26 protein-coding genes and 1 pseudogene are annotated in these 25,235 nt (G+C 67.6%); 15 read left to right on the top strand and 12 right to left on the bottom strand.

What is annotated here, in order from left to right; all coding sequences use genetic code 11:
- Window positions 1–10 precede the first annotated feature (10 nt).
- Both CFP71_RS12435 and CFP71_RS12430 read left to right on the top strand, forming a co-directional pair.
- Window positions 11–811 (top strand): phosphate ABC transporter ATP-binding protein, encoded by an 801-nt coding sequence (locus tag CFP71_RS12435; RefSeq protein ID WP_378378331.1) that lies wholly within the window; start codon window positions 11–13, stop codon window positions 809–811.
- Window positions 808–2,349, top strand: a complete 1,542-nt coding sequence (locus CFP71_RS12430; protein ID WP_093934001.1) for a substrate-binding domain-containing protein — start codon at window positions 808–810, stop codon at window positions 2,347–2,349. The genes CFP71_RS12435 and CFP71_RS12430 overlap by 4 nt, the downstream gene beginning before the upstream one ends.
- Before the next feature lie 328 nt (window positions 2,350–2,677).
- Here CFP71_RS12430 and CFP71_RS12425 read toward each other — a convergent pair whose 3' ends face one another.
- Window positions 2,678–3,589: an NADP-dependent oxidoreductase gene (locus tag CFP71_RS12425; RefSeq protein WP_093934000.1), complete on the bottom strand. Its 912-nt coding sequence runs from the start codon at window positions 3,587–3,589 to the stop codon at window positions 2,678–2,680.
- Between the two features lie 100 nt (window positions 3,590–3,689).
- Here CFP71_RS12425 and CFP71_RS12420 point away from each other — a divergent pair, with 100 nt between their 5' ends.
- Window positions 3,690–4,151 carry a GNAT family N-acetyltransferase gene (locus CFP71_RS12420; RefSeq protein ID WP_093933999.1) on the top strand — a complete coding sequence of 154 codons (462 nt, stop codon included), beginning with the start codon at window positions 3,690–3,692 and terminating at the stop codon, window positions 4,149–4,151.
- Here CFP71_RS12420 and CFP71_RS12415 read toward each other — a convergent pair.
- Entirely contained in the window at window positions 4,129–5,082 is a 954-nt protein-coding gene (locus CFP71_RS12415; RefSeq protein WP_093934021.1) for a helix-turn-helix transcriptional regulator, read from the bottom strand. The two genes, CFP71_RS12420 and CFP71_RS12415, sit on opposite strands and share 23 nt — an antisense overlap.
- Before the next feature lie 63 nt (window positions 5,083–5,145).
- On the opposite strand from CFP71_RS12415, the gene CFP71_RS12410 reads away from it, so the two are divergent.
- The 3 genes from CFP71_RS12410 to CFP71_RS12400 all read left to right on the top strand — a co-directional run bounded on the left by CFP71_RS12410 (window position 5,146) and on the right by CFP71_RS12400 (window position 7,729).
- Complete coding sequence (locus tag CFP71_RS12410) at window positions 5,146–6,276, top strand: epoxide hydrolase family protein (RefSeq protein ID WP_093933998.1); 1,131 nt, start codon at window positions 5,146–5,148, stop codon at window positions 6,274–6,276.
- On the top strand, window positions 6,276–7,355 hold the full coding sequence (locus CFP71_RS12405) for a winged helix DNA-binding domain-containing protein (RefSeq protein WP_093933997.1): 1,080 nt from the start codon (window positions 6,276–6,278) through the stop codon (window positions 7,353–7,355). Before CFP71_RS12410 ends, CFP71_RS12405 begins: the two co-directional genes overlap by 1 nt.
- Before the next feature lie 77 nt (window positions 7,356–7,432).
- Window positions 7,433–7,729: a hypothetical protein gene (locus CFP71_RS12400; RefSeq protein WP_093933996.1), complete on the top strand. Its 297-nt coding sequence runs from the start codon at window positions 7,433–7,435 to the stop codon at window positions 7,727–7,729.
- A gap of 26 nt (window positions 7,730–7,755) precedes the next feature.
- Here the strand turns inward: CFP71_RS12400 and CFP71_RS12395 are convergent, their stop codons facing one another.
- A complete protein-coding gene (locus tag CFP71_RS12395; protein ID WP_093933995.1) occupies window positions 7,756–8,526 on the bottom strand; it encodes an FHA domain-containing protein in 771 nt (256 codons plus the stop codon).
- A gap of 79 nt (window positions 8,527–8,605) precedes the next feature.
- Here CFP71_RS12395 and CFP71_RS12390 point away from each other — a divergent pair, with 79 nt between their 5' ends.
- The 3 genes from CFP71_RS12390 (at window position 8,606) to CFP71_RS43450 (ending at window position 11,195) form a co-directional block, all read left to right on the top strand.
- Window positions 8,606–9,082 (top strand): hypothetical protein, encoded by a 477-nt coding sequence (locus CFP71_RS12390; RefSeq protein ID WP_093933994.1) that lies wholly within the window; start codon window positions 8,606–8,608, stop codon window positions 9,080–9,082.
- A 27-nt stretch (window positions 9,083–9,109) separates the two neighbouring features.
- Window positions 9,110–9,481 carry a PH domain-containing protein gene (locus tag CFP71_RS12385; RefSeq protein ID WP_026467493.1) on the top strand — a complete coding sequence of 124 codons (372 nt, stop codon included), beginning with the start codon at window positions 9,110–9,112 and terminating at the stop codon, window positions 9,479–9,481.
- 916 nt (window positions 9,482–10,397) lie between these two features.
- Window positions 10,398–11,195, top strand: coding sequence for a ComEC/Rec2 family competence protein (locus CFP71_RS43450; protein WP_143267070.1), 798 nt, complete (start codon window positions 10,398–10,400; stop codon window positions 11,193–11,195).
- Window positions 11,196–11,997: 802 nt separating this feature from the next.
- Here CFP71_RS43450 and CFP71_RS12380 read toward each other — a convergent pair.
- The gene (locus tag CFP71_RS12380) at window positions 11,998–12,468 is read right to left on the bottom strand and encodes an NUDIX hydrolase (protein WP_093933993.1); all 471 of its coding nucleotides are present in this window, start codon (window positions 12,466–12,468) and stop codon (window positions 11,998–12,000) included.
- A gap of 10 nt (window positions 12,469–12,478) precedes the next feature.
- On the bottom strand, window positions 12,479–13,222 hold the full coding sequence (locus tag CFP71_RS12375; protein WP_093933992.1) for a DUF5919 domain-containing protein: 744 nt from the start codon (window positions 13,220–13,222) through the stop codon (window positions 12,479–12,481).
- Window positions 13,223–13,341: 119 nt separating this feature from the next.
- On the opposite strand from CFP71_RS12375, the gene CFP71_RS12370 reads away from it, so the two are divergent.
- On the top strand, window positions 13,342–13,578 hold the full coding sequence (locus tag CFP71_RS12370) for an AMED_5909 family protein (protein WP_093933991.1): 237 nt from the start codon (window positions 13,342–13,344) through the stop codon (window positions 13,576–13,578).
- Between the two features lie 24 nt (window positions 13,579–13,602).
- Here CFP71_RS12370 and lpdA read toward each other — a convergent pair whose 3' ends face one another.
- The 4 genes and pseudogenes from lpdA to pip all read right to left on the bottom strand — a co-directional run.
- Entirely contained in the window at window positions 13,603–14,988 is a 1,386-nt protein-coding gene (lpdA, locus tag CFP71_RS12365; RefSeq protein ID WP_093933990.1) for a dihydrolipoyl dehydrogenase, read from the bottom strand.
- Between the two features lie 47 nt (window positions 14,989–15,035).
- On the bottom strand, window positions 15,036–15,806 hold the full coding sequence (locus CFP71_RS12360; RefSeq protein WP_093933989.1) for a lysophospholipid acyltransferase family protein: 771 nt from the start codon (window positions 15,804–15,806) through the stop codon (window positions 15,036–15,038).
- Window positions 15,807–15,869: 63 nt separating this feature from the next.
- Window positions 15,870–16,277 (bottom strand): nitroreductase family deazaflavin-dependent oxidoreductase, encoded by a 408-nt coding sequence (locus CFP71_RS45575; RefSeq protein WP_425266613.1) that lies wholly within the window; start codon window positions 16,275–16,277, stop codon window positions 15,870–15,872.
- 63 nt (window positions 16,278–16,340) lie between these two features.
- Window positions 16,341–17,279 (bottom strand): annotated as a pseudogene (pip, locus tag CFP71_RS12355) (prolyl aminopeptidase); the annotation flags it as partial.
- A 38-nt stretch (window positions 17,280–17,317) separates the two neighbouring features.
- Between pip and CFP71_RS12350 the strand changes: the two are divergent.
- The 5 genes from CFP71_RS12350 to CFP71_RS12330 all read left to right on the top strand — a co-directional run bounded on the left by CFP71_RS12350 (window position 17,318) and on the right by CFP71_RS12330 (window position 22,916).
- Entirely contained in the window at window positions 17,318–18,358 is a 1,041-nt protein-coding gene (locus CFP71_RS12350) for a LacI family DNA-binding transcriptional regulator (RefSeq protein ID WP_093933987.1), read from the top strand.
- A 78-nt stretch (window positions 18,359–18,436) separates the two neighbouring features.
- Window positions 18,437–19,588 (top strand): dihydrodipicolinate synthase family protein, encoded by a 1,152-nt coding sequence (locus tag CFP71_RS12345; RefSeq protein ID WP_167406093.1) that lies wholly within the window; start codon window positions 18,437–18,439, stop codon window positions 19,586–19,588.
- A complete protein-coding gene (locus tag CFP71_RS12340; protein ID WP_093933986.1) occupies window positions 19,588–20,394 on the top strand; it encodes a sugar phosphate isomerase/epimerase family protein in 807 nt (268 codons plus the stop codon). Before CFP71_RS12345 ends, CFP71_RS12340 begins: the two co-directional genes overlap by 1 nt.
- 259 nt (window positions 20,395–20,653) lie before the next feature.
- A complete protein-coding gene (locus CFP71_RS12335; RefSeq protein WP_093933985.1) occupies window positions 20,654–22,138 on the top strand; it encodes an apolipoprotein N-acyltransferase in 1,485 nt (494 codons plus the stop codon).
- Between the two features lie 76 nt (window positions 22,139–22,214).
- Window positions 22,215–22,916: a response regulator transcription factor gene (locus CFP71_RS12330; protein WP_093933984.1), complete on the top strand. Its 702-nt coding sequence runs from the start codon at window positions 22,215–22,217 to the stop codon at window positions 22,914–22,916.
- On the opposite strand, the gene CFP71_RS12325 is transcribed toward CFP71_RS12330, so the two are convergent.
- The 3 genes from CFP71_RS12325 to CFP71_RS12315 are packed head-to-tail and all read right to left on the bottom strand — an operon-like array spanning window position 22,913 to window position 25,196.
- Window positions 22,913–24,028 (bottom strand): FtsX-like permease family protein, encoded by a 1,116-nt coding sequence (locus CFP71_RS12325; protein WP_093933983.1) that lies wholly within the window; start codon window positions 24,026–24,028, stop codon window positions 22,913–22,915. The two genes, CFP71_RS12330 and CFP71_RS12325, sit on opposite strands and share 4 nt — an antisense overlap.
- Complete coding sequence (locus CFP71_RS12320) at window positions 24,025–24,684, bottom strand: ATP-binding cassette domain-containing protein (protein WP_093933982.1); 660 nt, start codon at window positions 24,682–24,684, stop codon at window positions 24,025–24,027. Before CFP71_RS12320 ends, CFP71_RS12325 begins: the two co-directional genes overlap by 4 nt.
- Entirely contained in the window at window positions 24,681–25,196 is a 516-nt protein-coding gene (locus tag CFP71_RS12315; protein WP_244199644.1) for a P-loop NTPase family protein, read from the bottom strand. Before CFP71_RS12315 ends, CFP71_RS12320 begins: the two co-directional genes overlap by 4 nt.
- Window positions 25,197–25,235 lie beyond the last annotated feature (39 nt).

Raw genomic sequence — 25,235 nt, 5'->3', positions numbered from 1 at the left:
GGCGCGCCCGCTGGTCGAGCTGACCGGTGGCCCGCCGCCCGGCGCGGCGGAACTCGAATCCCGGGAGATCGGCGCCTGGTTCGGTGACCGCCTGGTACTCGAAGGGGTTTCGCTGCGGATGCCCGCCAAGGAGGTGACCGCGCTCATCGGTCCGTCCGGCTGCGGCAAGTCGACCTTCCTCCGCATCCTCAACCGCATGCACGAACTGGTGCCGTCGGCGTCGCTGACCGGCGAGGTCCTGTTGGACGGCAAGGACATCTACGCGGACGGGACACGGCCGCAGCAGGTCCGGCTGCGCATCGGCATGGTGTTCCAGAAGCCGAACCCGTTCCCCGCGATGTCCATCCGTGACAACGTCCTGGCCGGGCTGAAGCTCGCCGGCGTCAAATGCGGCGACAAGGACGCGCTCGTCGAGCAGAGCCTGGAACGGGCCGGGCTGTGGCGCGAGGTCCGGGACCGGCTGAGCTCCCCCGGCGGCGCGCTGTCCGGCGGGCAGCAGCAGCGGCTCTGCATCGCGCGCTCGCTCGCGGTGCAGCCGAACGTGCTGCTGATGGACGAGCCCTGTTCCGCGCTCGACCCGACGTCGACCCGGCGGATCGAGCAGACCATCGCCGAGATCGGGCACGAGGTGACGATCGTCATCGTCACGCACAACATGCAGCAGGCCCAACGGGTTTCGGACCACTGCGCGTTCTTCCTCGCGGCCGAGAACGAACCCGGCCGGGTGATCGAGCACGGTCCGACGGACACCATCTTCAACGCGCCGTCGGACGAACGCACCCACGACTACGTCAACGGGCGATTCGGATGATCCGCCGGCTGGCCGCGCTGGGCGCGGTCATGGTGGTGCTGTCGCTGGCCGTCACTCCCGGGGCGGCGGCGCTCACGCCGGTCACCGGCTCCGGGTCCAGCTATGTCGGCCCGGCGATGACCGACTGGCAGAACGGCGCGAAGTCGCGCGGTATCCCGATCAACTACTCGGCCAACAGCTCACCCGCCGGGGTCAACCAGTTCGGCGACCGGACGGTGGACTTCGCCGGGACCGAAGCCGAGGTCTCGTCGATCATCGCGGCGGGCGGCGGCGGGCTGTCCGCGCAAACCCGCGGCTACCAGTACGTCCCGGACGTCGCCGGCGCGATCGCGCTGATGTACAACGTCAAGGACCAGGGCGGCAAGCGCGTCGACTACCTGCACCTCAGCCGGGAGGTGATCGGCCGGATCTTCAGCCGGGACATCACCCGCTGGAACGATCCCGCCATCACCGCGACCAACGGCGGGAAGTCCCTGCCGGATCAGCCCATCACCCTGGTCGGCCGGACCGGTCAGTCGGGAACGACGGCGTTGTTCTACGACTTCATCGCACACGCCGCGCCCGACGCCTACAACCGGTTCGTCTCCCGCAACGTCGGCAACGGGATGGGGAACCTGCCCGCGGGCGTGCGCCCCATCCAGCTCCCCGGGCAGGGCCCGGACGCCGAGTGGTACCGGCTGCTCGCGGACTCGGACCAGATCGCGACGACCATGGACAACGCGACCATCCCGTTCTCCATCGGCTACGACGAGTTCGCCTACGCCCAGCGATACGAGGTGCCGACGGCGTGGGTGCAGAACGGCGCGGGCCAGTACACGCAGCCCTACGCGGAGAACATCGCGGCCGCGTTGAAGCACGCGGAGCTCCGGCCGGACCTGAGCCAGAAACTGGACCGGGTCTACACGAACACCGACCCGAAGTCGTACCCGATCTCGGCGTACTCGTACGTCATGATGCCGTGCACCAACGGTCGCGACACCTGCCGCGGCGGCTACGGCGACCCTGGCAAGACCGAGACGATCACCGCTTTCCTGGAGCACGTCGCGTGTGACGGCCAGATCAACATGGCGCGGATCGGCTATTCGCCGCTGCCGCCGAACCTGTCGCAGGAGGTCATGAACTCCAACGCGCGGCTCACCGGGCAACCGGCGAAACAGCTGAACGCGGACAATTGCGCCAACCCGACCTTCCGCGGCAGCCTCGGCGACGGCGCGGCCAGCCCGCCCGACCCGCTGGTGACCGGCGGGATCATCAACCCGGACGGGAAACCGAAGGCCGGTACGGGCGCCACGGGTCCCAGCGTTTCCGCCGGGCCCAGCACGGGTCCGACCGGCGGCGACAAGACCGCGACCGCGACGGCGGGCCCCGACGAGGAGTCCGCGGGCGGCGGCTCGAAGAACTGGCGCGAGGCTTCACCGGCGTCTTACGACGAGGGCGGGTTCGGCGGCTTCGGGGGCTGGGCGGCGTTGGTGCTCTTCGTGGCGATCGTGGCGCCTTTGGTGGTGCGCGGGGTGATCCGGAAGCTGCGGGGTTCTTAGGGTCTGGTGGGTCGTGAGTGGCGTTTCGGGCTCTGGTGGACCTGTATTCGGCGATCTACTGGGTCCGGCGCTAGTTGAGACGGCAAGCCAGGTGGGTGATCCGAGCGTGGAGGATTCGGGACGTTCAACGTCCCGAATCCTCCACGCTCGACCGGGCCGACGATGTAGGAATTGGGACGTTCAACGTCCCAATTCCTACATCGTCACGAGCGCGACCCAGCCACCGCGCTCCCGCCGACAGCCGAATGGGGAAGAATCCGGACGTTCAGCGTCCGAAATCCTCCCCGTCACACCCCCACCACCGGAGCAGGACACGCTGACTTCCCCTTCAGGAGAAGGTCAGCACGACCTTCCCCCGCCCGTGCCCGGTCTCGATCTCCCGATGCGCCGCCGCGGCCTCGGCGAACGGGTACGTCCGCCGCACCAGGAATCGCAGTTCTCCCTTGGCGTACAACGAAGCCAGCATCCCCAACCGCTCCGCCGACCGGGTACCCGTGACCACTCGCGCCCCCAGCTCGAGCGCCCGCGCGTGGTCGACCAGGGTGAGCACGCGGTCCGGATCCCCGACCAGCTCCAGCGAGAGATCGAAGGCGACCCCGCCCGCGCCGTCGAGCGCCGCGTCGACCCCGGACGGCGCGAGGGCACGCACCCGCTCGGCGAGACCGTCGCCGTAGACCAGCGCCTCGGCGCCGAGGGAGCGGACGTAGTCCTGATTCGCCTCGCTGGCCGTCCCGATCACCCGCGCCCCGCGCAGCACGGCGAGCTGGACGGCGGCCGTGCCCACCGCCCCCGCCGCCCCGTGGACCAGCAGCGTCTCGCCGCGGGCGACCCGTAACGCGTCCAGCGCCAGGTACGCGGTCTGCGTCCCGGCCGTGAAGCCGCCCGCGACCTCCCAAGGCATCTCCGCCGGCTTCGGCGTGACGTTCTCCGCGGGCACCACGATGTACTCGGCGTACGCCTGCACGGCGGTGAAGCCGAGCACTTCGGCCCCCGCGACGAGGCCGGTAACCCCGGAACCGACCTCGTCGACGACCCCGGCGAACTCGTTCCCCGGGACACGCGGCCAACGCAGTTCGAGCCCCGCGGGTTCCCAGCCCGCCCGCACGGCCGCGTCGTACGGCTGCACCCCCGCCGCCTTCACCCGCACCCGGACCTCCCCCGCCCCGGCGTGCGGCTCCTCCAGCTCCAGCACCCGGAGCACCTCCGGGCCACCGGCTTCCGTGAACGCGGCCGCTTTCATCTCGTTCCTCCAGTTCGTTCCCCAGCTGACGGAACCCAGCCTGATACCTCTAGTTAACTGGAAGTCAAGAAGTGTCGGTGTGACGTTCTAAGCTGCCGACGTGACGAGCTACCGCATCTCCAGGGCAAGCGCCTCCGACGCCGACAGAGTGACAGCGCTGGTGCAAGAATCGGCCGCCTATCAAGGGGAGTACGCGTCGATTCTCGAGGATTACCGGGTGACCGAGGACTACCTCGCCACCCATCCCGCGTTCGTCGCGCACGCGCAGCGGGACGTGGTCGGCTTCTACAGCCTGATCGAGTATCCGGCCGAGCTGGACCTGCTGTTCGTCGCCGATTCGGCCCAGGGCACGGGCATCGGCGCGTGGCTGGTCGAGCATATGCTCGGGCAGGCCGCGGGCCTCGGCATGACCGAGATCCGCGTCGTCTCCCACCCGCCGGCCACCGGGTTCTACGAACGGATGGGCGCCCGCCGCGTCGGTGTCGTGCCGCCCAGCCCGCCGAAGGTCACTTGGGAACGCCCGGAGCTGGTCTTCGACGTCAAGCGCCCACCGCACGGCTGAACCGGCCGATCAGTTTGCGCAGGTGCTCGGCGAACTCCGGCGAATCGACGACGTCGAAGTCGGCGTCGAGCAGGCCGAGGTAGAGCGCCAGGAATTCCAGCGTGTCCGCACCGGCTTTGAGCAGGCAGGTCCGCTCGTCGACGGCTTCGACGACGACGGCGGGCGGGACCTTCGCCGCGGCTTCGGACGCCGGGGCGTGCAGGCGGATCGTCGCGTGGTGCCGCCACAACGCCGCGCCCACACCGCGCTGGAGGTAGGCGACAACGCCGCCTTCGGGCGGTTCGCGCTGCTCGAAGCGCCGCCCGTTGGGTGTCCGCGGCCGCACCCGGTCGGCGCGGAAGGTGCGCCAGTCCTGCTTGTCGACGTCCCAGCCGACGAGGTACCACCGGCGGCCCATGTGCACGACGCGATGCGGCTCGACCTGCCGCCGCGTCTCGGATCCGTTGTGCCCCAGATAATCGAACCGCAGCGTCTCCCGGTCGCGGCAGGCGCCGGCGATGGTCGAAAGCACCGCGGAATCGACCGTCGGACCACCGCCCTGCACCGCGAGCGTCGCGGAATTCAGCGCCTCGACGCGGTGTCGCAGCCGTGACGGCAGCACCTGCTCCAGCTTCGCCAGCGCGCGTACCGAGGTCTCCTCGATCCCCGCGATCGTGCCGCCCGCGGCCGTCCGCAAGCCCATCGCCACCGCGACGGCCTCCTCGTCGTCGAGCAGCAGCGGCGGCATGGCCGCACCGGCGCCCAACGTGTACCCGCCGGACACGCCGGGCGTGGCGTCGACCGGATAGCCCAGTCCGCGAAGCCGCTCGACGTCGTTCCGGATGGTCCTGGTCGTGACGTCGAGCCGGTCCGCCAGTTCTGGACCTGTCCAGTTCCGCCTCGCTTGCAGCAGCGACAGGAGTCGCAGCAGTCTCGCCGAAGTTTCCGCCATGAATTCCACCTTGCCCGCAATCGCGGAACGAAACTTTCCGCAATGGCCTCTAGCTTAGCTCCCATGAACGAGATCAAGAGCTTCCGCATCGCCGTCGACCAGGCCGAACTCGACGACCTCAAGGACCGCCTCGACCGGACCCGCTGGCCGCGCGAGGTCACCGGTGACTGGAGCCGGGGCGCCCCGGTCGCCTACCTCAAGGGGCTGGCCGAGTACTGGGCCGACGGCTTCGACTGGCGCGCCCAGGAGGCGAAGCTGAACGAGTTTCCGCAGTTCACCACCGAGATCGACGGCCAGACCATCCACTTCCTGCACGTCCGCTCCGCCAGGCCGGACGCGCTGCCGCTGATCCTCACGCACGGCTGGCCGAGTTCGCCGTTCGAATTCCGGAACGTCATCGGCGAGCTGAGCGACGAGTTCCACCTGGTCGTCCCGTCGCTGCCCGGTTACGGCTTCTCGACGCCGGTGCAGGGGCCCGGCTGGGGCAACCTGTTCCGCGTCGCCCAGGCGTGGACGACGCTGATGGACCGCCTCGGTTACGACCGTTTCGGCGTCCACGGCACGGACGCGGGTGCCGGGGTCGCGGGCATCCTGGCCATGATCGCCCCGCACCGGGTGACCGGCGTGCACCTGACCGGCACCAGCGCGGGCACGCCGTTCGGGCCCGCCGTCGAGCTGGACGGCCTCTCCGAGAAGGACCGTGAGCGCGGCGAGCGCTTCAACCGGTTCCAGGCCGACGGCCTCGGCTACCTGCACCTCCAGGCGACGCGGCCGCAGACGCTGGCCTATTCGCTGAACGACTCCCCCACCGGCCAGCTCGCGTGGATCGTGGAGAAGTTCGCCGAATGGACCGACCCGGCCAAGGGCCTGCCGGACGACGCCGTCGATCGTGATCACCTGCTGGCCGCGGTGAGCCTGTTCTGGTTCACCGGCGCGGGCGCGTCCTCGGCGCACGCCCTGTTCGAGGGAATGGAGGCCTACCGGCAGCTGGCTCAGGGCGGCTGGGACGGCGAAGCACCTGCCGGGCCGCCGCGCGGTATCGCCGTCTTCGCCGGGGACACCACGATCCGGAGTCTCCAGGACGGCCCGGTGGAGCACTGGTCCGAATACGACTCCGGTGGCCACTTCCCGGCGATGGAGGTCCCCGACCTGCTCACCGAAGACCTTCGCACCTTCTTCCGCGGGCGCCTCTGATGGCGACTCTGAGCGCGCGGGCACTCAACCGCGCCACCCTGGCCAGGCAGTTCCTGCTGGAGCGCGCCGATCTGCCCGCCGTCACCGCGATCGAGCGGCTGGCCGGCCTCCAAGCGCAGGCGCCCGACTCGTCCTACGTCGGCCTGTGGTCGCGGTTGCGGGACTTCCAGGTGGACGAGCTGGCGAAGCCGCTCGCCGCCCGCGAGGTCGTCCGGTCGACGCTGATGCGCGGAACGGTGCACCTGGTGACGGCCGAGGACGCCCTCACCTTGTGGCCGACCATGAAACCCGTGGTCGAGCGCGGTTTTCTCGGCCACTACTCGCGGGAGATCGCCGGTCTCGATCTCGGCGCGATCGCCGAAGCGGGGCGAGATCTGCTGGCGGGAGGACACCGCACTCGCGCCGAGATCCGGACAGCGCTGGCGGACCGATGGCCCGGGGCCGACCCGACCACGCTCGCCTACGCGGTCAACAGCCTGCTTCCCCTCGCGCACGTGACGCCGCGAGGGCTGTGGGGGCAGTCAGGCCCCGTGGCGTTCTCCCTGCTCGACGAGTGGGTCGGCGAGCCGATCTCGGACGGCATCCCCCTCGACGACCTGGTGCTGCGTTATCTCGCGGCGTTCGGCCCGGCGACCGTCCGCGATGCCCAGGCCTGGTCGGGACTGACCAAGCTCAAGGAGGTCTTCGAACGGCTTCGGCCGCGGCTGCGCACCTTCACCGACACCGAAGGGAAGGAGCTGTTCGATCTGCCCGACGCGCCGCGGCCCGACCCGGAAACCCCGGCGCCGCCCCGGTTCCTGCCGGAATACGACAATGTCCTGCTCTCCCACGCCGATCGCGCGCGCGTGATCCCGGATGGTCGTCGCGTGCCGTTGCCACCCGGTTCCGGGGGCCGAAGGGGCACGCTGCTCGTCGACGGTGAATTCCTGGCCATTTGGGCGATCAAAGGGGCGAAATTGACGATCGAATCACGGAAGCCCTTGCCCGACAAGGATTTGATCACCGAAGAAGGCGAACGATTGCTGGAATTCGTAGTGCCGGGACAAGAGCACGAAATCCGGTTCGGTATCGGCGGATAACAGTCCGGCCTTTTGCCGTAACGAAAAGCGCCGTTCGGGCGAAGCAATGCCGCAAGAGCCTGAAGGGAGAGCGGGCGATGAGCAGGAACTACGGATTCTTGACGGTGCTGGCAGGGCTGAGCGCGCTCGCGGTCATCGCGGTGGCGGCGGTCTGGCGATACCCGAACACCTCGGACGTCACGGCGGTGATCACCGCGGCGGGAACGGTGATCGGCACCGTGGTGGGCGCCTTCTTCGGCGTGAACGCGGCCTCGGCCGGGCGGGTGAAAGCCGAGGAAAGCCGCGATCAAGCGACGGCGGCGCTGGTGAAAGTGGCCACCAAGGCGGACGAGGACAGCGACGTCGCGAAGGCGGCGATGGAAGGCGTTCGCTGACCGTCCTCTGTGGACGCTGTCGGTGGTCAGCCGAGCGCGTCGAGCAAGGCGAGGTCGGGCGGGACGAGCGTGGTGGAAAGCACCAGCTCCCGCAACAGGTTGTCGTTCAACGCGTTGCCGACCGGCTCGCCGACCTCTTCGCGCCGCAGGCCGTAAACGCCGCCGGCGGACAACCGGGCCCGGACGTCGATGACGACGTGCTCGACACGGCGGCCGGTCCACGTCTCGCCGGGACGGAGCTCGCCGAGCACATCGGCCGTCTGCTGGCGGGACAGCGGCTGCGGGTTGAGGTCGTGCAGCAGGTAGCGCTGACCGAAAACGACCAGGACCAGGCGTTCCTCCGCGCTGAGGCGCCAGCGGCGGGGCGGCACGGTGACGTCGCCGTGCCGGGTGGCGGGCTGCCCGCCGTCGGGACCGGCGACGTACAACTCGAGCAGGTGCTCCCGCCTGCCCGAACCTCGGACGAACAACGGCGTGTAACCGTCCGACAAGGGGATCGGCTCCTCGCCGCGGGACAGCCAGCGGGAGTTCGGCAGGCGGATGGGCAACTGGCCGGTGTTGCTGACCCGCCACTGTCCGCCGGTGAAGTTCAGCAGCCCGTGCTTGCGGCTGACCTGGAGATCGTTCTCCCCCACACAGACGTCGACCTGCGGCCGGTTGCGCCCGAAGGAGATCTCGCCGCCCTCACCGGGGTCGAGGGAGACGCCGCCCGCGAGCGTGAGGGCGAACACCGCGCCCGGGGCTGACCGGGGCACGCCGAGCGCCAAGCTTTCGTGCGCCGTCGTGAGCCGCTTCATCGAGTCTCCTCCTGTCCTACGGCAGTATGCGGCACTCCGTCGGGGACGGGTCCCGGCGTCGTCGCTCTACGTTCAGCATATGCGTACTCTGCGTGTGGCCGGATTCCTGCTCGTGTCCGCCGCGGCCCTGACCGGCTGCGGATCCGACGCCCCGCCCGCTCCCGCGTCCTCCCCCGCCGCGCCGCCGTCCGCCACTGTTTCGCCGACTTCCGCGTCGTCGCCACCTTCGTCCTCCGCGCCGCCTTCGTCGTCCGGGATCGCCCAGCCGACCGGCCCGCTGGTCGCCGAGAACGGCACCGACCTCAAGTCCTGCCGGGACGGCGATTGCGAAGTCATCGTGAAGCCGAAGGACAAACTCGCGTTCGACGCCCGGCTGCGCGTCACCTCGCTCACCGTCGATGCCGTGTCGGCCAGCGGTGTCACGCTCTCGGCGGCCCTCCCCAGCGGCGGACGCTCGACCATCAGCGGCGGTGCCGGGCAGACGAACGGGATCGCCTACCGGGTGACCGCGATCAAGGACGGCAAGGCGGTCCTGAAGTTCACGCCGGCCACCTGAGACGGCCGCGATCCGTACTGTGGAAGCATGATTGACTTCTCCAAGGACACCGTCTTCAAGCTCACGCCGTGCAAGCCGAAGGACATCGCGCCGACGGTGCAGCCGATCATCATCCCCGGCGAGGAGATCATCTCGTCGTTCAAGGCGGTTCGCGACTTCGTGGTGTTCACGAACAAGCGGCTGATCGCGGTGAACGTCCAAGGCATGACCGGCAAGAAGAAGGACTTCACTTCGTTGCCCTACAACAGGATCCAGGCTTTCTCGATCGAGACCGCGGGCACCTTCGACCTCGACGCGGAACTGGACCTGTGGTTCAGCGGCCTGGGGAACGTGCGACTGGAGTTCCGGGGTTCGGACATCCGGGCGATCGGCCAACTGATCGCCACCCACACGCTTTAGCGCCTCCCGCATTTAGCCGACTACTTGCCGTGCGCCTGGGGCCACTGAGGACCCCTGCATGACGCCCGGGGGCCTCGACTGTGTGGATTTTGTTGCGTTGGACGCGCAAAAATCGACACAGTCCCGCGCGACCGGTCCGATCACGCTAGCCAGACCGGTCCAGTCACGAGGGGGTGTGTGGAAATAGGGACGTTCACTGTCCCTATTTCCACACACCCCCTCCCACTCTGGTGAGGTACCGCGCCTACATGTTGATCTTTTGATGCTGGGGCCTCACTGACCTCGTGGTGATCACTGCTTTTGACCGCTGACCTGCGCGGATAGGGCTGGACGCTTCTCGCGTGTTCTCACCCCTACCCGGCGTCTGACGGCCAGGAGACGGCCTGGCCAGTCCTCCCTCATCTCCCGATACGAAGCCATCCACGCGGCCGTCGCGTCGGGTCAAGGCACGCTTTCCCCCCTTGACGCGGCGTGACGGCCGTTGTGACGATCTGGCATCGGGGCGGTGGCTCCGCGTAACAGCAGTTGGTCCGTCTGCGACATCGGTGGCACGAATGTCTCAGCGAGGAGGCCGACGTGCTCTTTGGCGTACCTGCGCGCCGCTGGCGGCGGCTACACCTGTCCACGGCTTCAGCGGGCGCACCGCCCGGCCGGTGGGCGGAGCGGAGCGGCAGCCCGCCGTGTCGGGCAAGGTGCGCCCGCAGGCGAAACGCGGACGCAAGGTGACCAGCGCGCCGCCGACGGCGGCGCGCCTTGATCCCATAGAGCCAAGTTCGGCAAGAAGAAGGGAGTCGGATCCGTGCTAAAGATTCATTTTCTAAACGTAGGGCACGGCGACTGCACGTTTATCGAGTTCCCCTCGGGGCGACTTACGATGATTGACGTAAATAACTCTCGACACCTACCGGAGGAGGTAGTGGAAGGACTGGCCGAAACTTACAACCTTACAAAATATGAGTTTAAATCAAGACTCGCTACTCCGACGCGAACTTTCGAGCAAAAATACTCGTCAATGCTTGTCGATCCATACGAATATCATCAAGAAAAGCTCGAAGGCCGCCCAATCTTTCGCTATATTCAGACTCACCCCGACATGGATCACTTGAGCGGCTTATACAATTTCTTCTGGGCCAAAAAGGTCCCCTTGGAAAACTTTTGGGATACCAATAACAACAAATCGATTCCAGACTCGGAATTCACAGGAAGCAGATACTCACTGGAGGATTGGCTCGCATACAGACTCCTTCGCCAAGGGTATAACTATGATGCCAATGTAGAATCAGAAGAGAAAACAGTAGTAGCAATCAGCCCAACACGCAACGACAGCGCCAGCTTCTGGAAAGAAGACGGAATAACGATTCTCAGCCCTACAGATGAGCTGGTAGACAGTTGCAATGCAAATGGCGTGGAGTACAACAACTGTTCGTATGTACTTAGGATCGACTATGCAGGCCGTCGAGTCATCCTTCCCGGAGATGCAGTTGAAGACGCATGGACCGACATCTACATTAATTACTCAGCATCCGAACTAAAGTGCGATGTGCTAAAAGCGGCACACCACGGACGTCGATCAGGATTTCACGAGCTGGCAGTCGCCGATATGTCACCCAGTGCAGTTGTATGCTCGGTAGGCAAAAGCCAAGCACCGATGCCTCCAATCTGTACCGAAAGTACTCCGATAACGTCTTCTCAACACGGTTCCTTGGAAGCATAGAGATGACAATTTGGGACGACGGCGATATCTGGATGTACGACGCTAATAGCAACCGAATATTAGAAATTTAGCCAGAAGTGGTTTTCATGATCCTCTCTAGATACTCGTTGAGAGCCCGCGTACTTCCAGTCTTTCTCGTAGCGTCGCCAGCGATTATTACGATCGCACTTAGCACTAGTTTGCTCGAAAGAATAGGCAAGCTATTTGCCATACCCATTGCCGGATTTCTACTATTCTCAGTCGACCAGATGGGGCGCGATCGAGGCCGACGACTCCAGGAAGGTTTGTTTGCAGAGTGGGGCGGAACTCCAACAACCAAATTGTTGCGGTTTCGAGAACCTGTTTCGAACCCAATTACGGTAGCACGCTGGCACTCGCTACTTAAATCAAGAACAGGAATAGATCTGCCAGACGAGACTCAAGAAGTTGCTGACCCGACACTGGCGGATCGCCGCTACGATGCGGCGATCAACGCGTGGCGGCCAATGCTTCAAGACACAAAGGTATATAGCCTAGTTTTCCTGGAGAATTGCAACTATGGATTCCGCAGAAACATGCTCGGCCTTCGCGCGGCAGGTATTACTGTCGCAACAGTATGCCTCATCGCAAGCGTGGCCGGGCTCGCCATAATCTGCTACCGCCCTAGCGTGGGACTACTCGCATGGATTCCTTGGACTACGCTTGCCACAAGCGCAACAATCTTATTTTTCTGGATATTCGGCGTCAAAAAACAATGGGTGAAGGTTGCCGCTTTTGCATACGCTGCGCGAGTACTAGAGGCTCTGGAAATCAAGGTAAGTAGCTAGCTGAAGTAAACGTCATCACGTTCTTCTTGAGCATGACGCAGTCTCAACATGGTCGATGGGTGAATTTTAACCGATTCTAGCTGGCCACAGTCTAGCCACAAGACCTCCTTACTTTCACTGCTGGTACGCAAGTTTCCTCTCAGTTGCTTGGCGCGAAAGCAGATCGAGAATTCTTGGCGAACCTCTCCGTCGTCGTACGCGATGACGTGGTTGGGGTTCGAGTACAGCCCGATGACCCCAGTCACCTCGCACTCAATGCCGGTCTCCTCGCGAACCTCCCGCACGGCGGCCTGAGCCAGAGTCTCACCAAGTTCAAGCTGCCCACCAGGAATCGAGTACAGGTCGTTGTCCGTCCGCCGGATCATGAGGATCCGACCGTCGTCGTCCTGAATGAACACCGACACCGCGACCGCGATGCTATTCGCCTTCGGGGCGTTGGGGTCGTTGAGATAGTCGACGCGTGCCATGTATGGCCTCCTAGAAGGTGGCGGGCTTGGCGAGGTTCCAGACGGCTTCGAAGCTCTCCGAGTAGGTCTCGAAGAGGTCCCCGGCGGATAGCCGTCGGAGGTGCAGGGACGGGGCGTGGGCTCCCTGAAAGCCATAGACGTGCGTGTTGACGATCATTTCGTCGTCGAAGCGGAAGATCGAGTTGTAGAGCGTGGTGTTGTGGAAGCGCATCTCCACCCCGTCCTCCCCGATGAGCGGCCGGTAGGACGCCAGCGCGTTGCGGACGCGAGCTGGCAGCGTTCCCTCTCCTAAACGCTCTTCGTCACCGCGAAGTGCGACTGCCGACCCATCGGGATCACCGAAGAGCAAACGTATGCGCGCTCCGGCAGCGGCTTTTGCTGTCAGGTCCTTGATGAACCGCGGGCGCTCCACCAGGAACAGCGCGGCGTGGACCAGGACCTCGACGGTGTCCGACGCTTCCTTGATCAGCCGGTCCCACAGCTCGACGGGGATGGCGTTGCGGTGCGGGAACACGCGCACGACCTCGGCGGCGGCCGTCTCGGCCTTGCGCTCAGGGGCGACCGAGTCCGGCCAGAGGTAGGTCTCGGACTCGCGCGCCATGGCGGCGATCTTGTGCCGGTGCTTCGGGTACGGCGTCCGCCCCTTGGTGATCCACCGTTCCACGGTCTTCTGATCGACCCCGGTGGCGTCGGCGACCTGCTCCAGCGAAAGACCGTTGCGCAGCAGGGCGTCCCGCAGGCGTTCGTTCGGCATCCGCCCTCCCAGGGACTTGTAGGGACGTCTTCGACCGTACCAAGGACGTCCCTGGATGCCCTGCCGTGCGGTGATCACGTCCCGCGGTCTGGCGGAGAGTAAGCACCGGGAGGTGATCCATGGAAAACGAACCGCAAACCCTCCGCGACGCGCATGCCGTCGCGACGGCCCGGCGCCCTCGGCCGGAAGCGGAAGTGTCGGAGTGGCTGAGATTTCACCAAGCCAACGCACGCATGTACCGAGCGGTGTCCGAGGTGGACCGATGGCACCACCACGAACTCAAGTATTGGGAGGGCTTCGAGGAACGCAAGGCTGAGGAGCTCACCATGCGGGTCGTGAGTGGCGATTCGGGTTAGAACCGAATCGCCACTCACGACCACTTACATGTTGATCATGTGGCCGGCAAGACCGTGCACGGCTTCCTTGACCGCTTCCCCGAGCGTCGGGTGAGCGTGCACGTTTCGCGAGATTTCGTGCACCGTCAGGTCCCACTGCTGCGCCAAGGTCAGTTCCGGCAGCAGTTCGGTCACCTCGGGCCCGATCAGGTGCGCCCCGAGCAACTCGCCATGTTCAGCGTCGCTCAGGACCTTCACGAAACCGACGGCCTCGCCGAGACCGTGCGCCTTTCCGTTGGCGCTGAAGGGGAACTTCGCGACCTGGACGTCGAAGCCCTTTTCGCGGGCCTGTTCTTCGGTCCAGCCGAAGCTGGCGATCTGCGGCTGGCAGTAGGTGGCGCGCGGGATCATCACGAAGTCGAGTTCCATGGTCTCGGCGCCCGCGATGGTCTCGGCGGCGACGACGCCCATGGACTCCGACGCGTGCGCGAGCATCAGTTTCGCGGTGACGTCGCCGATGGCGAAGATGTGCGGGACGTTGGTGCGGCCGCGCGAGTCGATGGCGATGGCGCCGCGGTCGGTGAGTTCCACGCCGGTCTTGTCCAGGCCGTAGCCCTCGGTCCGCGGCTGGAAACCGATGGCCTGCAACACCTTGTCCGCTTCCAGAACCCTGGACTCGCCGTTCTTCGACACGGTCACCAGCACGCGCTCGCCGGTGTCGTCGATCGTCTCCACCTTGGTCGAGGTAAGCACCTCGATGCCGAGTTTCCGGTAGCGGCGCGCGAGTTCGGCGGAGACTTCGGCGTCTTCGAGCGGGACCATCCGGTCGAGGTATTCGACGATGGTCACCTTCACACCATAGTTGTGCAGCACGTAGGCGAACTCGACGCCGATCGCGCCCGCGCCGGCGATGACGATGCTCTCCGGCAGTTCGTTTTCCATGATCTGCTGTTCGTAGGTGACGACGCGGTCGCTGCGCGTGGTGCCCGGCAGCAGCCTCGCGGTCGCGCCGGTGGCGATCACGCAGTTGTCGAAGGTGATCCGCTCGCCGTTGACCTCGATGGTGTTGGCGTCGAGGAACGTGCCGTGCCCGTCGTACTCGGTGATCTTGTTCTTCTTCATCAGGAAGTGCACGCCCTTGACGCGACCGTCCGCGACCTTGCGGCTGCGGTCGAAGGCGGCCTGGTAGTCGAAGGTGACCTTCCCTTCGACCTGGATCCCGAAGGACTTCGCCTCTTTGGTCACGATGTGCGCGAGTTCGGCGTTGCGCAGCAGTGCCTTCGACGGGATGCAGCCGACGTTGAGGCACACCCCGCCCCAGTATTTCTCCTCCACGACCGCCGCGCTCAGCCCCAGTTGCGACGCCCGGATCGCCGCCACGTAACCGCCGACCCCGGCGCCCAGAACAACGACGTCATAGTGTGCGCTCATACCCCGAAACCTACCCTTCACCGGCACTGTCCGAAGGGTGAGACTGCCTACTCGGGGCGGGAGCCGCGGATCTCGATCAGCAGCTCGGTCACCGCGGTCATGATCCGCTTGGTCGCCTCCTCCAGCACCTCGCGCGACGGCGAGGGCGACATGAGGTCCGAAAGGTCCACCGGCGGGCCCGCGACCAGGTTCACCGTCTTGCGGGGGAAGGCGCGCGGGAGCACCGCGTCCGACGGCAGCAGGTGGTGCGTGCCCCAGTTCGCCAGCGGGATCACCGGGACACCGGTCTCCAGCGCGATCCGCGCGATCCCGGTTTTGCCGCGCATGGGCCACCCGTCCGGGTGATCGCTGAACGTCGCCTCCGGGAAGATGACGACGCATTCACCCTCACGGACGGCGCTGACGGCGTCGCGGTACGCGTCCGACGCGGTGGCCGCCCCGCGATACACCGGGATGTGCCCGCCCGAGCGCATTACCGAGCCGACCACCGGCGCGTCCCAGAGGCTCGCCTTCGCCAGGTAACGCGGCACGCGTCCGTGCGCGAGGCAGTACGCCGTCACCGTCGTCGGATCGGCGAACGAGAGATGGTTCGACGCGACCAGGAACCCGCCGGTCGACGGCAGGTGCTCGCCGCCGCGCACCCGGAACCGGGTGAACAGCACGAGGAACGGCCACACGACGTTGATCGCGAGGCTGAACCAGGCGCCCCGGCCGGCGCGGGCGAAGCGCCGGCCGAAGGCGATCATCTGGCGGAACGTCAGCAAATCACCCGAAACGGGGCTCAACGCGGTCCAGCGTTCACGGGGTCTCGGCACCATGGACGTAATTCGTAGCCGAACCCGGTCCGGTTCGGCTGGATCTCCGCGCGAACGCGGCGCGGATCACACGCGTTCGAGGACCACCACGGGGATCTCACGGTCGGTCTTCTTCGCGTACTCGTTGTAGTCCGGCCAGACCGCCGCAAGCTTCTCCCACAACTTCGCGCGCTCTTCACCCGCGAGGGTCCGGGCCCGCGCGGTGAACTTGTCCGCCTTGACCTGCGCCTTGACCTCGGGGTTGGCCTGGAGGTTCTTGTACCAGCCCGGGTCCTCCGGTGCCCCGCCCTTCGAGGCCACGATGACCGGGTTGTTGTCGTCGTCGAACTGGTAGATCAGCGCGAACTTGCGGTCCTCGCCGGTCTTGCGGCCCTTGGTGGTGAGGATCAGGCAAGGCGCGCCCTTCTCCCAGTCGTGGCCCACCTCGCCGTCGGTCTCTTCGTAGCGACGGACGTGCTCGTCACCGAAAAGCATGTCTGTGTTCCTCTCGTCCCGGAATACTGCGGCGCCCTGCCAGTCTGACGCGAATCGGTCGGTCGCGCTGATCAACTCGTGCAGGGTGCCGGGCTCGTCGAACGCGTGACCCGAGTCGCCGACCATCACCAGTTCCGCGGTCGGCAGCACCTGGCTGAGCTCCCACGCGGTGATGGCCGGGGTGACCACGTCGTAGCGTCCCTGGACCAGAACGCAAGGAATGTCCCGAAGCTTCCCGGCGTCGCGGAGCAGCTGATCTTCGGCCAGCCAGCCGCCGTGCCGGAAGTAGTGGTTCTCGATCCTCGCGATCGCGAGGGCGAATCCGGGATCGCTGAACGCGTCGATCACTTCGTCCCGCGGGCGCAGTTTGACCGTTTCCCCCTCCCAGCGGCTCCACGCGATCGCGGCGGGTCCGTGCACGGCGGGATCGGGATGGCTGAGCAGTTCGTGGTAGACCTCGATCAGGTTGTCCTGGCGGCGCGAGAACGGCACCGGGGCCAGGAAACGCGACCAGGCCTCGGGGAAGAGGAACGCCGCTCCCCCGCCGTAGAGCCATTGCAGCTCCTTCACCCGCAGCGTGGCCACACCGCGGAGGACGAGTTCCGTGACGCGCCCGGGATGCGTTTCCGCGTAGGTCAGCCCGAGCACGCTCCCCCACGAGCCGCCGAAGACCATCCAGTGTTCGATGTCCAGATGCTCGCGCAACCGCTCGATATCGGCGACGAGATGCCACGTCGTGTTGACCGCGAGATCCGCCTCCGGTGTGGCACAGTTCGGCGTGCTCCGCCCGCAGCCGCGCTGGTCGAAGAGAACGATCCGGTACCGCGCCGGATCGAACAGTCTGCGATGTCTCGGGCTCGAACCACCTCCGGGGCCACCGTGCAGGAAGATCACCGGTTTGCCCTCGGGATCGCCGCATTCCTCCCAATAGATCTCATTGCCGTCACCGACGGGCAACATCCCTTGGACGTAAGGTTCGATTTCCGGGTAAAGGCCGAGCATGTCCGCCACTATGCCCCAAACGCCAGCTTGGAGGATCGATGAAGGCCCGCCCCCACGTGACGCTGGAAGATGTGGCGCGCACCGCGGACGTGTCGCTCGCGACCGCGTCCCGCGTACTCAACGGCACCGCCACCGTCCGGGGAGATCTCCGCGAACGAGTGATCGCCGCGGCCGCCGAACTCTCCTATACCCCCAATGCTCACGCTCAGGCATTGGCCGGTGGCTCACAGCCGACCGTCGGGGTGATCTGTCACGACGTCGGCGACCCCTATTTCGCCGCGATCGCCGGCGGGGTGATGCGGGTGGCGAGTGAAAACGATCTTCTCGTGATGCTCGCGAGCACTTTTCGCGACCCGGCGAAAGAGGTCGCGTACGTCTCGACACTGCGTGCCCAGCGCGCGTCGGCCATTCTGCTGATCGGCTCGGCGTTCGAAGACAAAGGCTGGGAAAAGGCGATGGCCGCCGAACTCGAGCCGTACCGGCGCGGCGGCGGGCACGTCGCCGCGGTCAGCAGGCATCGCGGGCTCAAAGTGGACACCGTCCAGCCCGACAACAAGGGCGGCGGCGCCGAACTGGCGAAGGCGCTGCTGAGCCTGGGGCACCGGCGGTTCGCCGTGCTCGCCGGGCCGAAGAGCCTCACCACCGTCGTCGACCGGCTCGACGGTTTCGCCGCGGAATTGCTGGAGCACGGCGTCGAACTGGCCGAGGACGACGTCGTCGAAGCGGCGTTCACCCGCGACGGCGGCTACGAGGCGATGGAGAAGGTCCTCGCCCGGCCGCGCAAGGACTGGCCCACGTGTGTGTTCGCGGTGACCGACGTGATGGCGATCGGCGCGATGGCGGCACTGCGTGACGCGGGTGTCTCGATCCCCGGCGAGATGTCGATCGCCGGTTTCGACGACATCCCGGTAGTGCGCGATCTCACGCCGTCGCTGAGCACCGTCGCGCTGCCGCTGGAGAAGCTGGGCGAACGGGCCATGGACCTGGCACTCAAGGCCTCGCCCGGTACCCGGCCGCGCGTGGTGCGCATGTCCGGTGAGGTGGTTTTGCGCTCCAGCACCGCTTCCCCCGCCCGCTGAGCCCCTTGTGCGGCGCCCGCGGCGTGACTTAACGTGGTCCGAGAAAGCGCTTTCTCACCCCCGCGCCACGGAGACCCGATGACCTTGATCGCCCTGCCCACCGCCGACGGCGGACTGGTGGAGTGGACGCCGCAAGGGGCGGAAACGCCCGCGAAACCGGCGTCGCCGCCGACCTCCCGGATCGCCTACGCGGCCGCGCACGTGGTCGCCGACCCGCTCGCCGCCGCCGACCCCGAAGAGGGCGCGGTACTGGACTGGGACACCACGCTCGCCTTCCGCGAACACCTGTGGTCCTGTGGTCTCGGCGTGGCCGAAGCGATGGACACCGCGCAGCGCGGCATGGGCCTGGACTGGGGAACCACCCAGGACCTCATCCGGCGCACCGGCGCGCTCGCCGCCGGACGGCCGTGGGTGGCGGGTGTCGGCACCGACCAGTTGCCCGGCGGCGGCGCGACCCCGGAGTCCATTGTGGACGCCTGGCGCGAGCAGCTGGACCTGGTCGGCGAGGCCGGGGCCGTGCCGGTCGTGATGGCCAGCCGGGCGCTGGCCGCGTCGGCGTCCGGCCCTGAGGATTACCATGCCGCGTACGGGAAACTGCTCTCCGGCGCGGACCGTCCGGTCCTGCTGCACTGGCTGGGCGAGCAGTTCGACCCGGCGCTGGCGGGGTACTGGGGCCACGCCGACGTCCATGAGGCCGCCAAGGAACTGGGCAGGCTTTGCGCCGAGCACGCCGGGGTGATCGCGGGCGTCAAGGTCTCCGTGCTCGACGCGTCGATCGAGACCGAGTTCCGCCGCGCGCTTCCCGAGGGCGTCAAGTGCTACACGGGCGACGACTTCAACTACCCGGAGCTGATCGCCGGGGACGAACAGGGTCACAGCGAAGCGCTTCTGGGTATCTTCGACGCCGTCGCGCGGGTCGCGGGCGCCGCGCTCGCCCGGCTCGACGAAGGCGACAAGGCGGGCTTCCACGGCCTGCTGGACCCGACGGTCGCCTTGAGCCGCGCGATCTTCCGCGCGCCCACCAGGAACTACAAGACCGGCGTCGTCTTCCTCGCCTACCTCAACGGGCACCAGAACCATTTCCGGATGGTCGCGGGCCGCGAGTCGGCCCGGTCCATCACGCATCTGGCCGAGCTGCTCCGGCTGGCCGACGCCGCCGGGGCGCTCGCCGACCCGGACCTCGCCGTCGCGCGGATGCGGCCGCTGCTGGCCGCGGCGGGGGTGGCGTGATGGACCGGTTGAGCCTGAACCAGATCACCACCAAGGCGTGGTCGCTGCCGGAGGCCGTGGCGGGCTGCGCCGAGGCGGGGGTCCGCTGGATCGGCCTGTGGCGGGACAAGGTCGCCGAGACCGGCGTCGAGGAGACCGCGCGGCTGCTCAAGGAGTACGACGTCGGCGTGTCGTCGTTGTGCCGCGGCGGTTTCTTCACCGGGATCACCCCGGAGGGGTCCCCTGTGGACGGTGTCGCGCAGACCAGGGAGGCGATCGACGAAGCGGCCGCGCTGGGCGCGGACGTCCTGGTCCTGGTCGTCGGCGGGGTGAACGGCGACCTCGCGTCGTCCCGGCAGCGGGTCGCGGACGCGGTCGGCGAACTGGCCCCGTACGCCGGTGAACGCGGCGTTCGGCTCGGCTTGGAGCCCCTGCATCCCATGCAGTGCGCCGAACGATCGGTTCTGTCCACAGTGGATCAGGCGCTGACCGTGGCGCTGGAGCATCCGGCCGAGCAGGTCGGCGTGATCGTCGACGAGTTCCACGTGTGGTGGGACCCGCGGATCGAGGAGTCGATCGCCGCGGCGGCCGGGCGGATCGCCGGATTCCATGTGTGCGACCAGAAGGTGCCGCTGACCGACACGCTGCTGGGCCGGGCGCTGCCCGGTGACGGCCCGATCGACCACCGGCGCCTGAAGGCGTGTGTCGAGGCCGCCGGGTACACCGGGCCGATCGAGGTCGAGGTGTTCGACGCCGACCTCTGGCGCCGTCCCGGCGGCGAGGTCCTCGCCGAGACCATCGCGGCGTACCGGGACCACGTCGCTTAAGACCTGGTAAGGCAGGTGTGGCGTGTTCTGTGCTCGCCCGCACGCCGACCTCCGCCGCCAAGGAGGGCCGCGAAACGCGTGGCGAAGGGGACTTTCCGCCCGTGCGATGAGGGGAAAGTCCCCTTCACGTCGCCCGTCACCGTCGAGTGACAGGACATCGTCGGCGGGACCACCTCTCAATAAGACCTGACGAAAGTAAGGGTCGGACGCTGCCCTTGGCCCGCTGTCCGGACGGCCGTGGTTTCCTACCGTTCGCGGTATGAAACCACGGTTGCTCTGGTGGCTGGGAACAGCGCTGCTCCTGCTCGCCGTCCACACCGATTGGAACGTCCCCCTCGCCGCCTGGGTGTTCCCGATCTTCCTGCTCCGCTATGCCCGGCAGGTCCCCGTCCGGCGCGCGATCCTGATGGTGGGCCTGTCCCTGCTGATCGGCCAGCTGTTCTGGCTCGGGGTCACCGGCCTGCTGTTCGTGCTCTCCGGTCTGCTCGCCTTCACCCTGCTCGCGGTGCTGCAGACGACGGCGTTCCTCGCCGACCGCCTGTGCGCCGACCGCGCCGGGCCGTTGCGGACGCTGGTGTTCCCGGTGACGCTCGTCGCGGGTGAGTATCTCTTCACCGTGATCACCGGTTTCGGGGACTTCGGCGCGCTCGGCAGCACCCAGTCCGCCAACCTTCCGCTGCTCCAGACGGCGTCCGTTACCGGCGTCTACGGCCTCACCTTCGTCCTCGCGTGGTTCGCCTCGGTGGTGAACACCGGTTGGACGGAGGGATGGCCGCCGGTCAAGCGCACGGTGCTCGTTCACGCCTGCGTGCTCGGCCTGGTGTTCCTCGCCGGTGGCGCGCGGTTGCTGTTCGACGCCCCGACGACGCAGACCGTCCGGGTCGCGGGGATCAGCCCCTCGGCCGGCGCGGACAAGGCGAGCTCCGAAGCGCTGGAGCGAGTCGGCGTCAAGTACTGGCGCGCCGAAGAGGTCAGCGCGGCCGATCCCGCCGCGGTCGGCGCCGCGTTCGCTCCGGTCACCGAAGATCTCGTGACCAGGACACGGCAGCAGGCGTCGGCGGGGGCGAAGATCGTCGTCTGGCCGGAAACGCACGCCCGTGTGCTGGAACGCGATCAGGATTCCCTGCTGAAGCGGGTCGGCGCCGAAGCGAAGCAGGCGGGCATCCACGTCGAACTCGCCTACGCGCTTTACACCAAGCAGGCTCCCTACATCCGCAACGTGGCCGTGCTCGTCGGACCGACCGGCGAAGTGGCCTGGACCTACGACAAAACGCGTCCGACGCCGATGGAACCGATGACTCCCGGCCCCGGCACGGTCCCCACCGCGGATTCGCCATACGGACGGCTCGCGACGGTCATCTGCTACGACGCGGATTTCCGCGACTTGACACGTCAGGCGGCGGACAAGGAAACCGCGCTCCTGCTCGTCCCCGCCAACGACTGGTCGGGATTCGGCACGCTGCACGCGGAAAAGGCCACTTTCCGCGCGGTGGAAAACGGTTACTCGCTCTTCCGGCACTCCACGCACGGAAATTCCACAGCCGTGGACGATCAGGGCCGGATTCTCGGGCACGCCGACTACTTCCGCACCGATCAGCAGACACTCGTCGCGGATCTCCCGGTACAGCCGAGAACACAGACCGTGTACAGCCGTGTCGGTGACGTGTTCGCCTGGCTGTGCCTCGCCGCCGCCGCGATCTGTCCTTTGTGGACGTACAAGCGCGGTCGCACAGGGAAACGTTAGCGCCCTGTTACGGACGGGGTGGTGTTCGTAACGTCTTGGCCGAAAAGAACAGTGTTCAACGGTTAAGCTCCCCCGCATGCCGAAATTGCTGGTGGTGGAAGACGACGACGCGATCGGCGGCGTCCTCGAATCGACCCTCCGCCTGCACGGCTACGAGGTTTCCTGGCAGCGCGACGGCCGCACCGCGCTCGCCGCCGCGGAACACGACGACATCGATTTCGTCCTGCTCGATCTCGGCCTGCCGGATCTGGACGGGGTCGAGGTCTGTCGTCGGCTGCGCGCGGCGCTCCCCGGCGCGGTCCTGGTCATCCTGACCGCCCGGCAAGAGGAGATGGACGTCGTCGTCGGCCTGGAGGCCGGCGCCGACGACTACCTCACCAAACCCATCCGGCTCGGCGAACTGCTCGCCAGGGTGCGGGCACACCTGCGGCGCGGGACGGCTCCGCCGGAGAGCAGGCCCGCGATCGCCATCGGGCATCTGCGGGTCGACACCGCCGGACGGCGGGTCAGCGTCGGCGGCCGGGAGATCCCGTTGCGGGCCAAGGAGTTCGATCTGCTCGCCCGGCTGGCCGAGCAGCCGGGCGTCGCGGTCAGCCGGGACACGCTGATGTCCGAAGTGTGGGACGCGCACTGGTACGGCTCCACGAAGACCCTGGACGTCCACATCGCAGCGCTGCGGCGGAAACTGACCGAGTCGGCGCCCACTCCGGAGCAGGCGCCGAGGATTTCGACGCTGCGCGGCCACGGCTATCGCCTGGAACAACCTTTCGAAGGCTAGTAGTCGCGCAGGTCGGAGACTTCGTCGCGGGCGGCGAGTTGCGCGATCCGCGCCGACGCCGCCACGCACGACACGATCACCACCGCGCCCAGCATCGCGAAGTACCCGTGCGGGAAAGCCACCCATTCGGCGGGCGTGAGCAGGACGAACAACACGCCCAGCAGATGCCCGGCGATCAGGCCCCCACCGCCGACGATCAGCGCGTCACCCGCGATGAACGTCGCCACCTGACGGCGTTTCCCACCGAGGGTGCTGACGATCAGCAGGTCACGGCGGCGTTCGTTGAGCGCCAGCCCGAACGACGGCCCGGCGGCGGCCGCGGCGAGCACGAGGGAAGCCGCCCGGTCCACGTGGGCCGCGACGCAGCCATCGCGGGTGAGGGCGGACGAGATCGCGAACGCCACCGCCAGCGCGACCAGCGCCACCGATCGCGCCAACAGGGCGCTCCGCCACGAAATGGACAGCGCGAGCACCCCGGCGAGCCCCGAGACGAGTGGCCTGAACACCCCGCCGATCGCCCGCTTGCCCTTGCGCAGCCCCAGCTCCACCAGCCGCCACAACAGCATCGTGCCACCGGCCCAGCCGAGCAGCGGCCAGAAGAAGGCGAGCGCGAGGAGGAGGAAATCGAGACCGTAGGGCGACCACCAGGGCGGCCCGTCGTCGGCGGGCTCGAAATACCACTCGCGCACCACCGGTGGCAGGACGGCGACGACCGCCACGAACAGCCCGGCGAGCAGCAAGAGAACGATTTCCCGGACAAGGGTCAGACCCGAGCCGGGCAGGAAGCCACCCGCCAGCGACAGCACGATGCCGAAGAGACCACCAGCCAGTCCGGCGGCGACGGCTTCGGCGGCGGCCAGCCCGAGCACCTGCCCGCCGGTCGCGCCGCGGGCACGCAGAAGGTCGTGATCCCCTCGCAGCGAACGCTCCGACGGCGCGGTCAGCAAGATCACCAGCACGGTCGCGGGCACCCACGGCGGCGCCGCTTCCCACTCCCAGCCGTGTGCCGCGAGCAACGTGGTCACGATCAGGGCCCCGGCCGCGGGCACGCCGAGCCGGACGGGCCGCACGCGCGCGATCCCGCCGACCCACAACGCCATCGCCGCGATCACCGGTCCCGCACCAGCTTTCCGTCGACCATCGCCCAGCTTTCGCCGAACAACCCGGCCGGGGCCTTCTCGGCCGTGGCCACCAGCAGGCCGGCGGCCAGCCGGTCCGCGGCTTTCACGAGCCTGCCGAGAAGCCGCTCCCCCGCGGGCCGGTCCAGCCAGCCCGCCGGATCGTCGGCGAGGATGAGTTTGGGCGCGGGCGCGAGCGCCCTGGCCAGGATGGCCAGCCGGATCTGCTCGCCGGTGAGGTCGCGGGGCGCTTTCTTGGCGAAGCCGGTGAGGCCCACCAGGTCCAGCGCGCCGTCGACGGCGTCGCGGACCGCGGTGCCGGTCCGGCCCGCGAGGACCAGTGGCAGGGCGACGTTGAGCCGGACGTCGAGATCGCGCAGCAGCCCGCCGTCCTGCAGGACCAGCCCGATCAGGTCGGGGCCCGGCGGCGACGGCTCGAACGAGGGCCAGTCGACGGTGCCCGCCGTCGGTTTCTTCATCCCGGCGAGCAGGTGCAGCAGCGTGGTCTTCCCAGCGCCCGCCCTGCCGGTCACCACCGCGCGGGTCTCCGCGCCGATCACGCAGCTGACACCGTGCACGGCGACCACCGCGGTCAGCCCGGAACCATAGGTGTGCGCCAGTTCGTCGGTGCGGACCAGGGGCGCGGTCACGCCACTCTCACGATCCGGTGCGCGGCCGCCGCGATCTCGGGATCACGGGTCACCACGACGACGGCCGTCCCGCGGGCCGCGACGGCGCGCAGCAGGTCCATGAGTTCGAGCGCGGCGAGCCCGTCCAGTTCGCCCGCCGGTTCGTCGGCGACGACCACCTCGGGCGCCCCGGCCAGGGCGACGGCGACGCCGGCCCGCGCGCCCTCCAGTGCCGAGAGCGTGCCCGGATAAGCGTCACCGCGTCCGCTCAGGCCGACCAGTTCCAGCAGGTCGGCGGGGCTGGTGAGGGACCGACGACCGGCGAGCCGCCCGGCCAGCAGGATGTTCTGCCCGACGGTGAGATGGCCGAAGAGGTTCCCGCGCCTGAGCAGCACGCCCACGCCGGAAGCGCCCTCGGGGGTTTCCCCGCTTCCGGTGGGCAGCACGGCCACACATTCGCCCGGGACGGCGAACCGGACGAGGGGGACGGATCCGGGCCCCGGGCCTGCCATGACGGCGGCACGTCGGCGCATGGCCCCAAGGTAAAGCGAACGGGGTCAACATCGCCTTGA

The organism is Amycolatopsis thailandensis (assembly GCF_002234405.1).
GTDB classification, from domain to species: domain Bacteria; phylum Actinomycetota; class Actinomycetes; order Mycobacteriales; family Pseudonocardiaceae; genus Amycolatopsis; species Amycolatopsis thailandensis.
The sequence above is the reverse complement of the archived record's forward strand: the minus strand, read 5'-3'. Positions and strand labels throughout refer to the sequence as shown.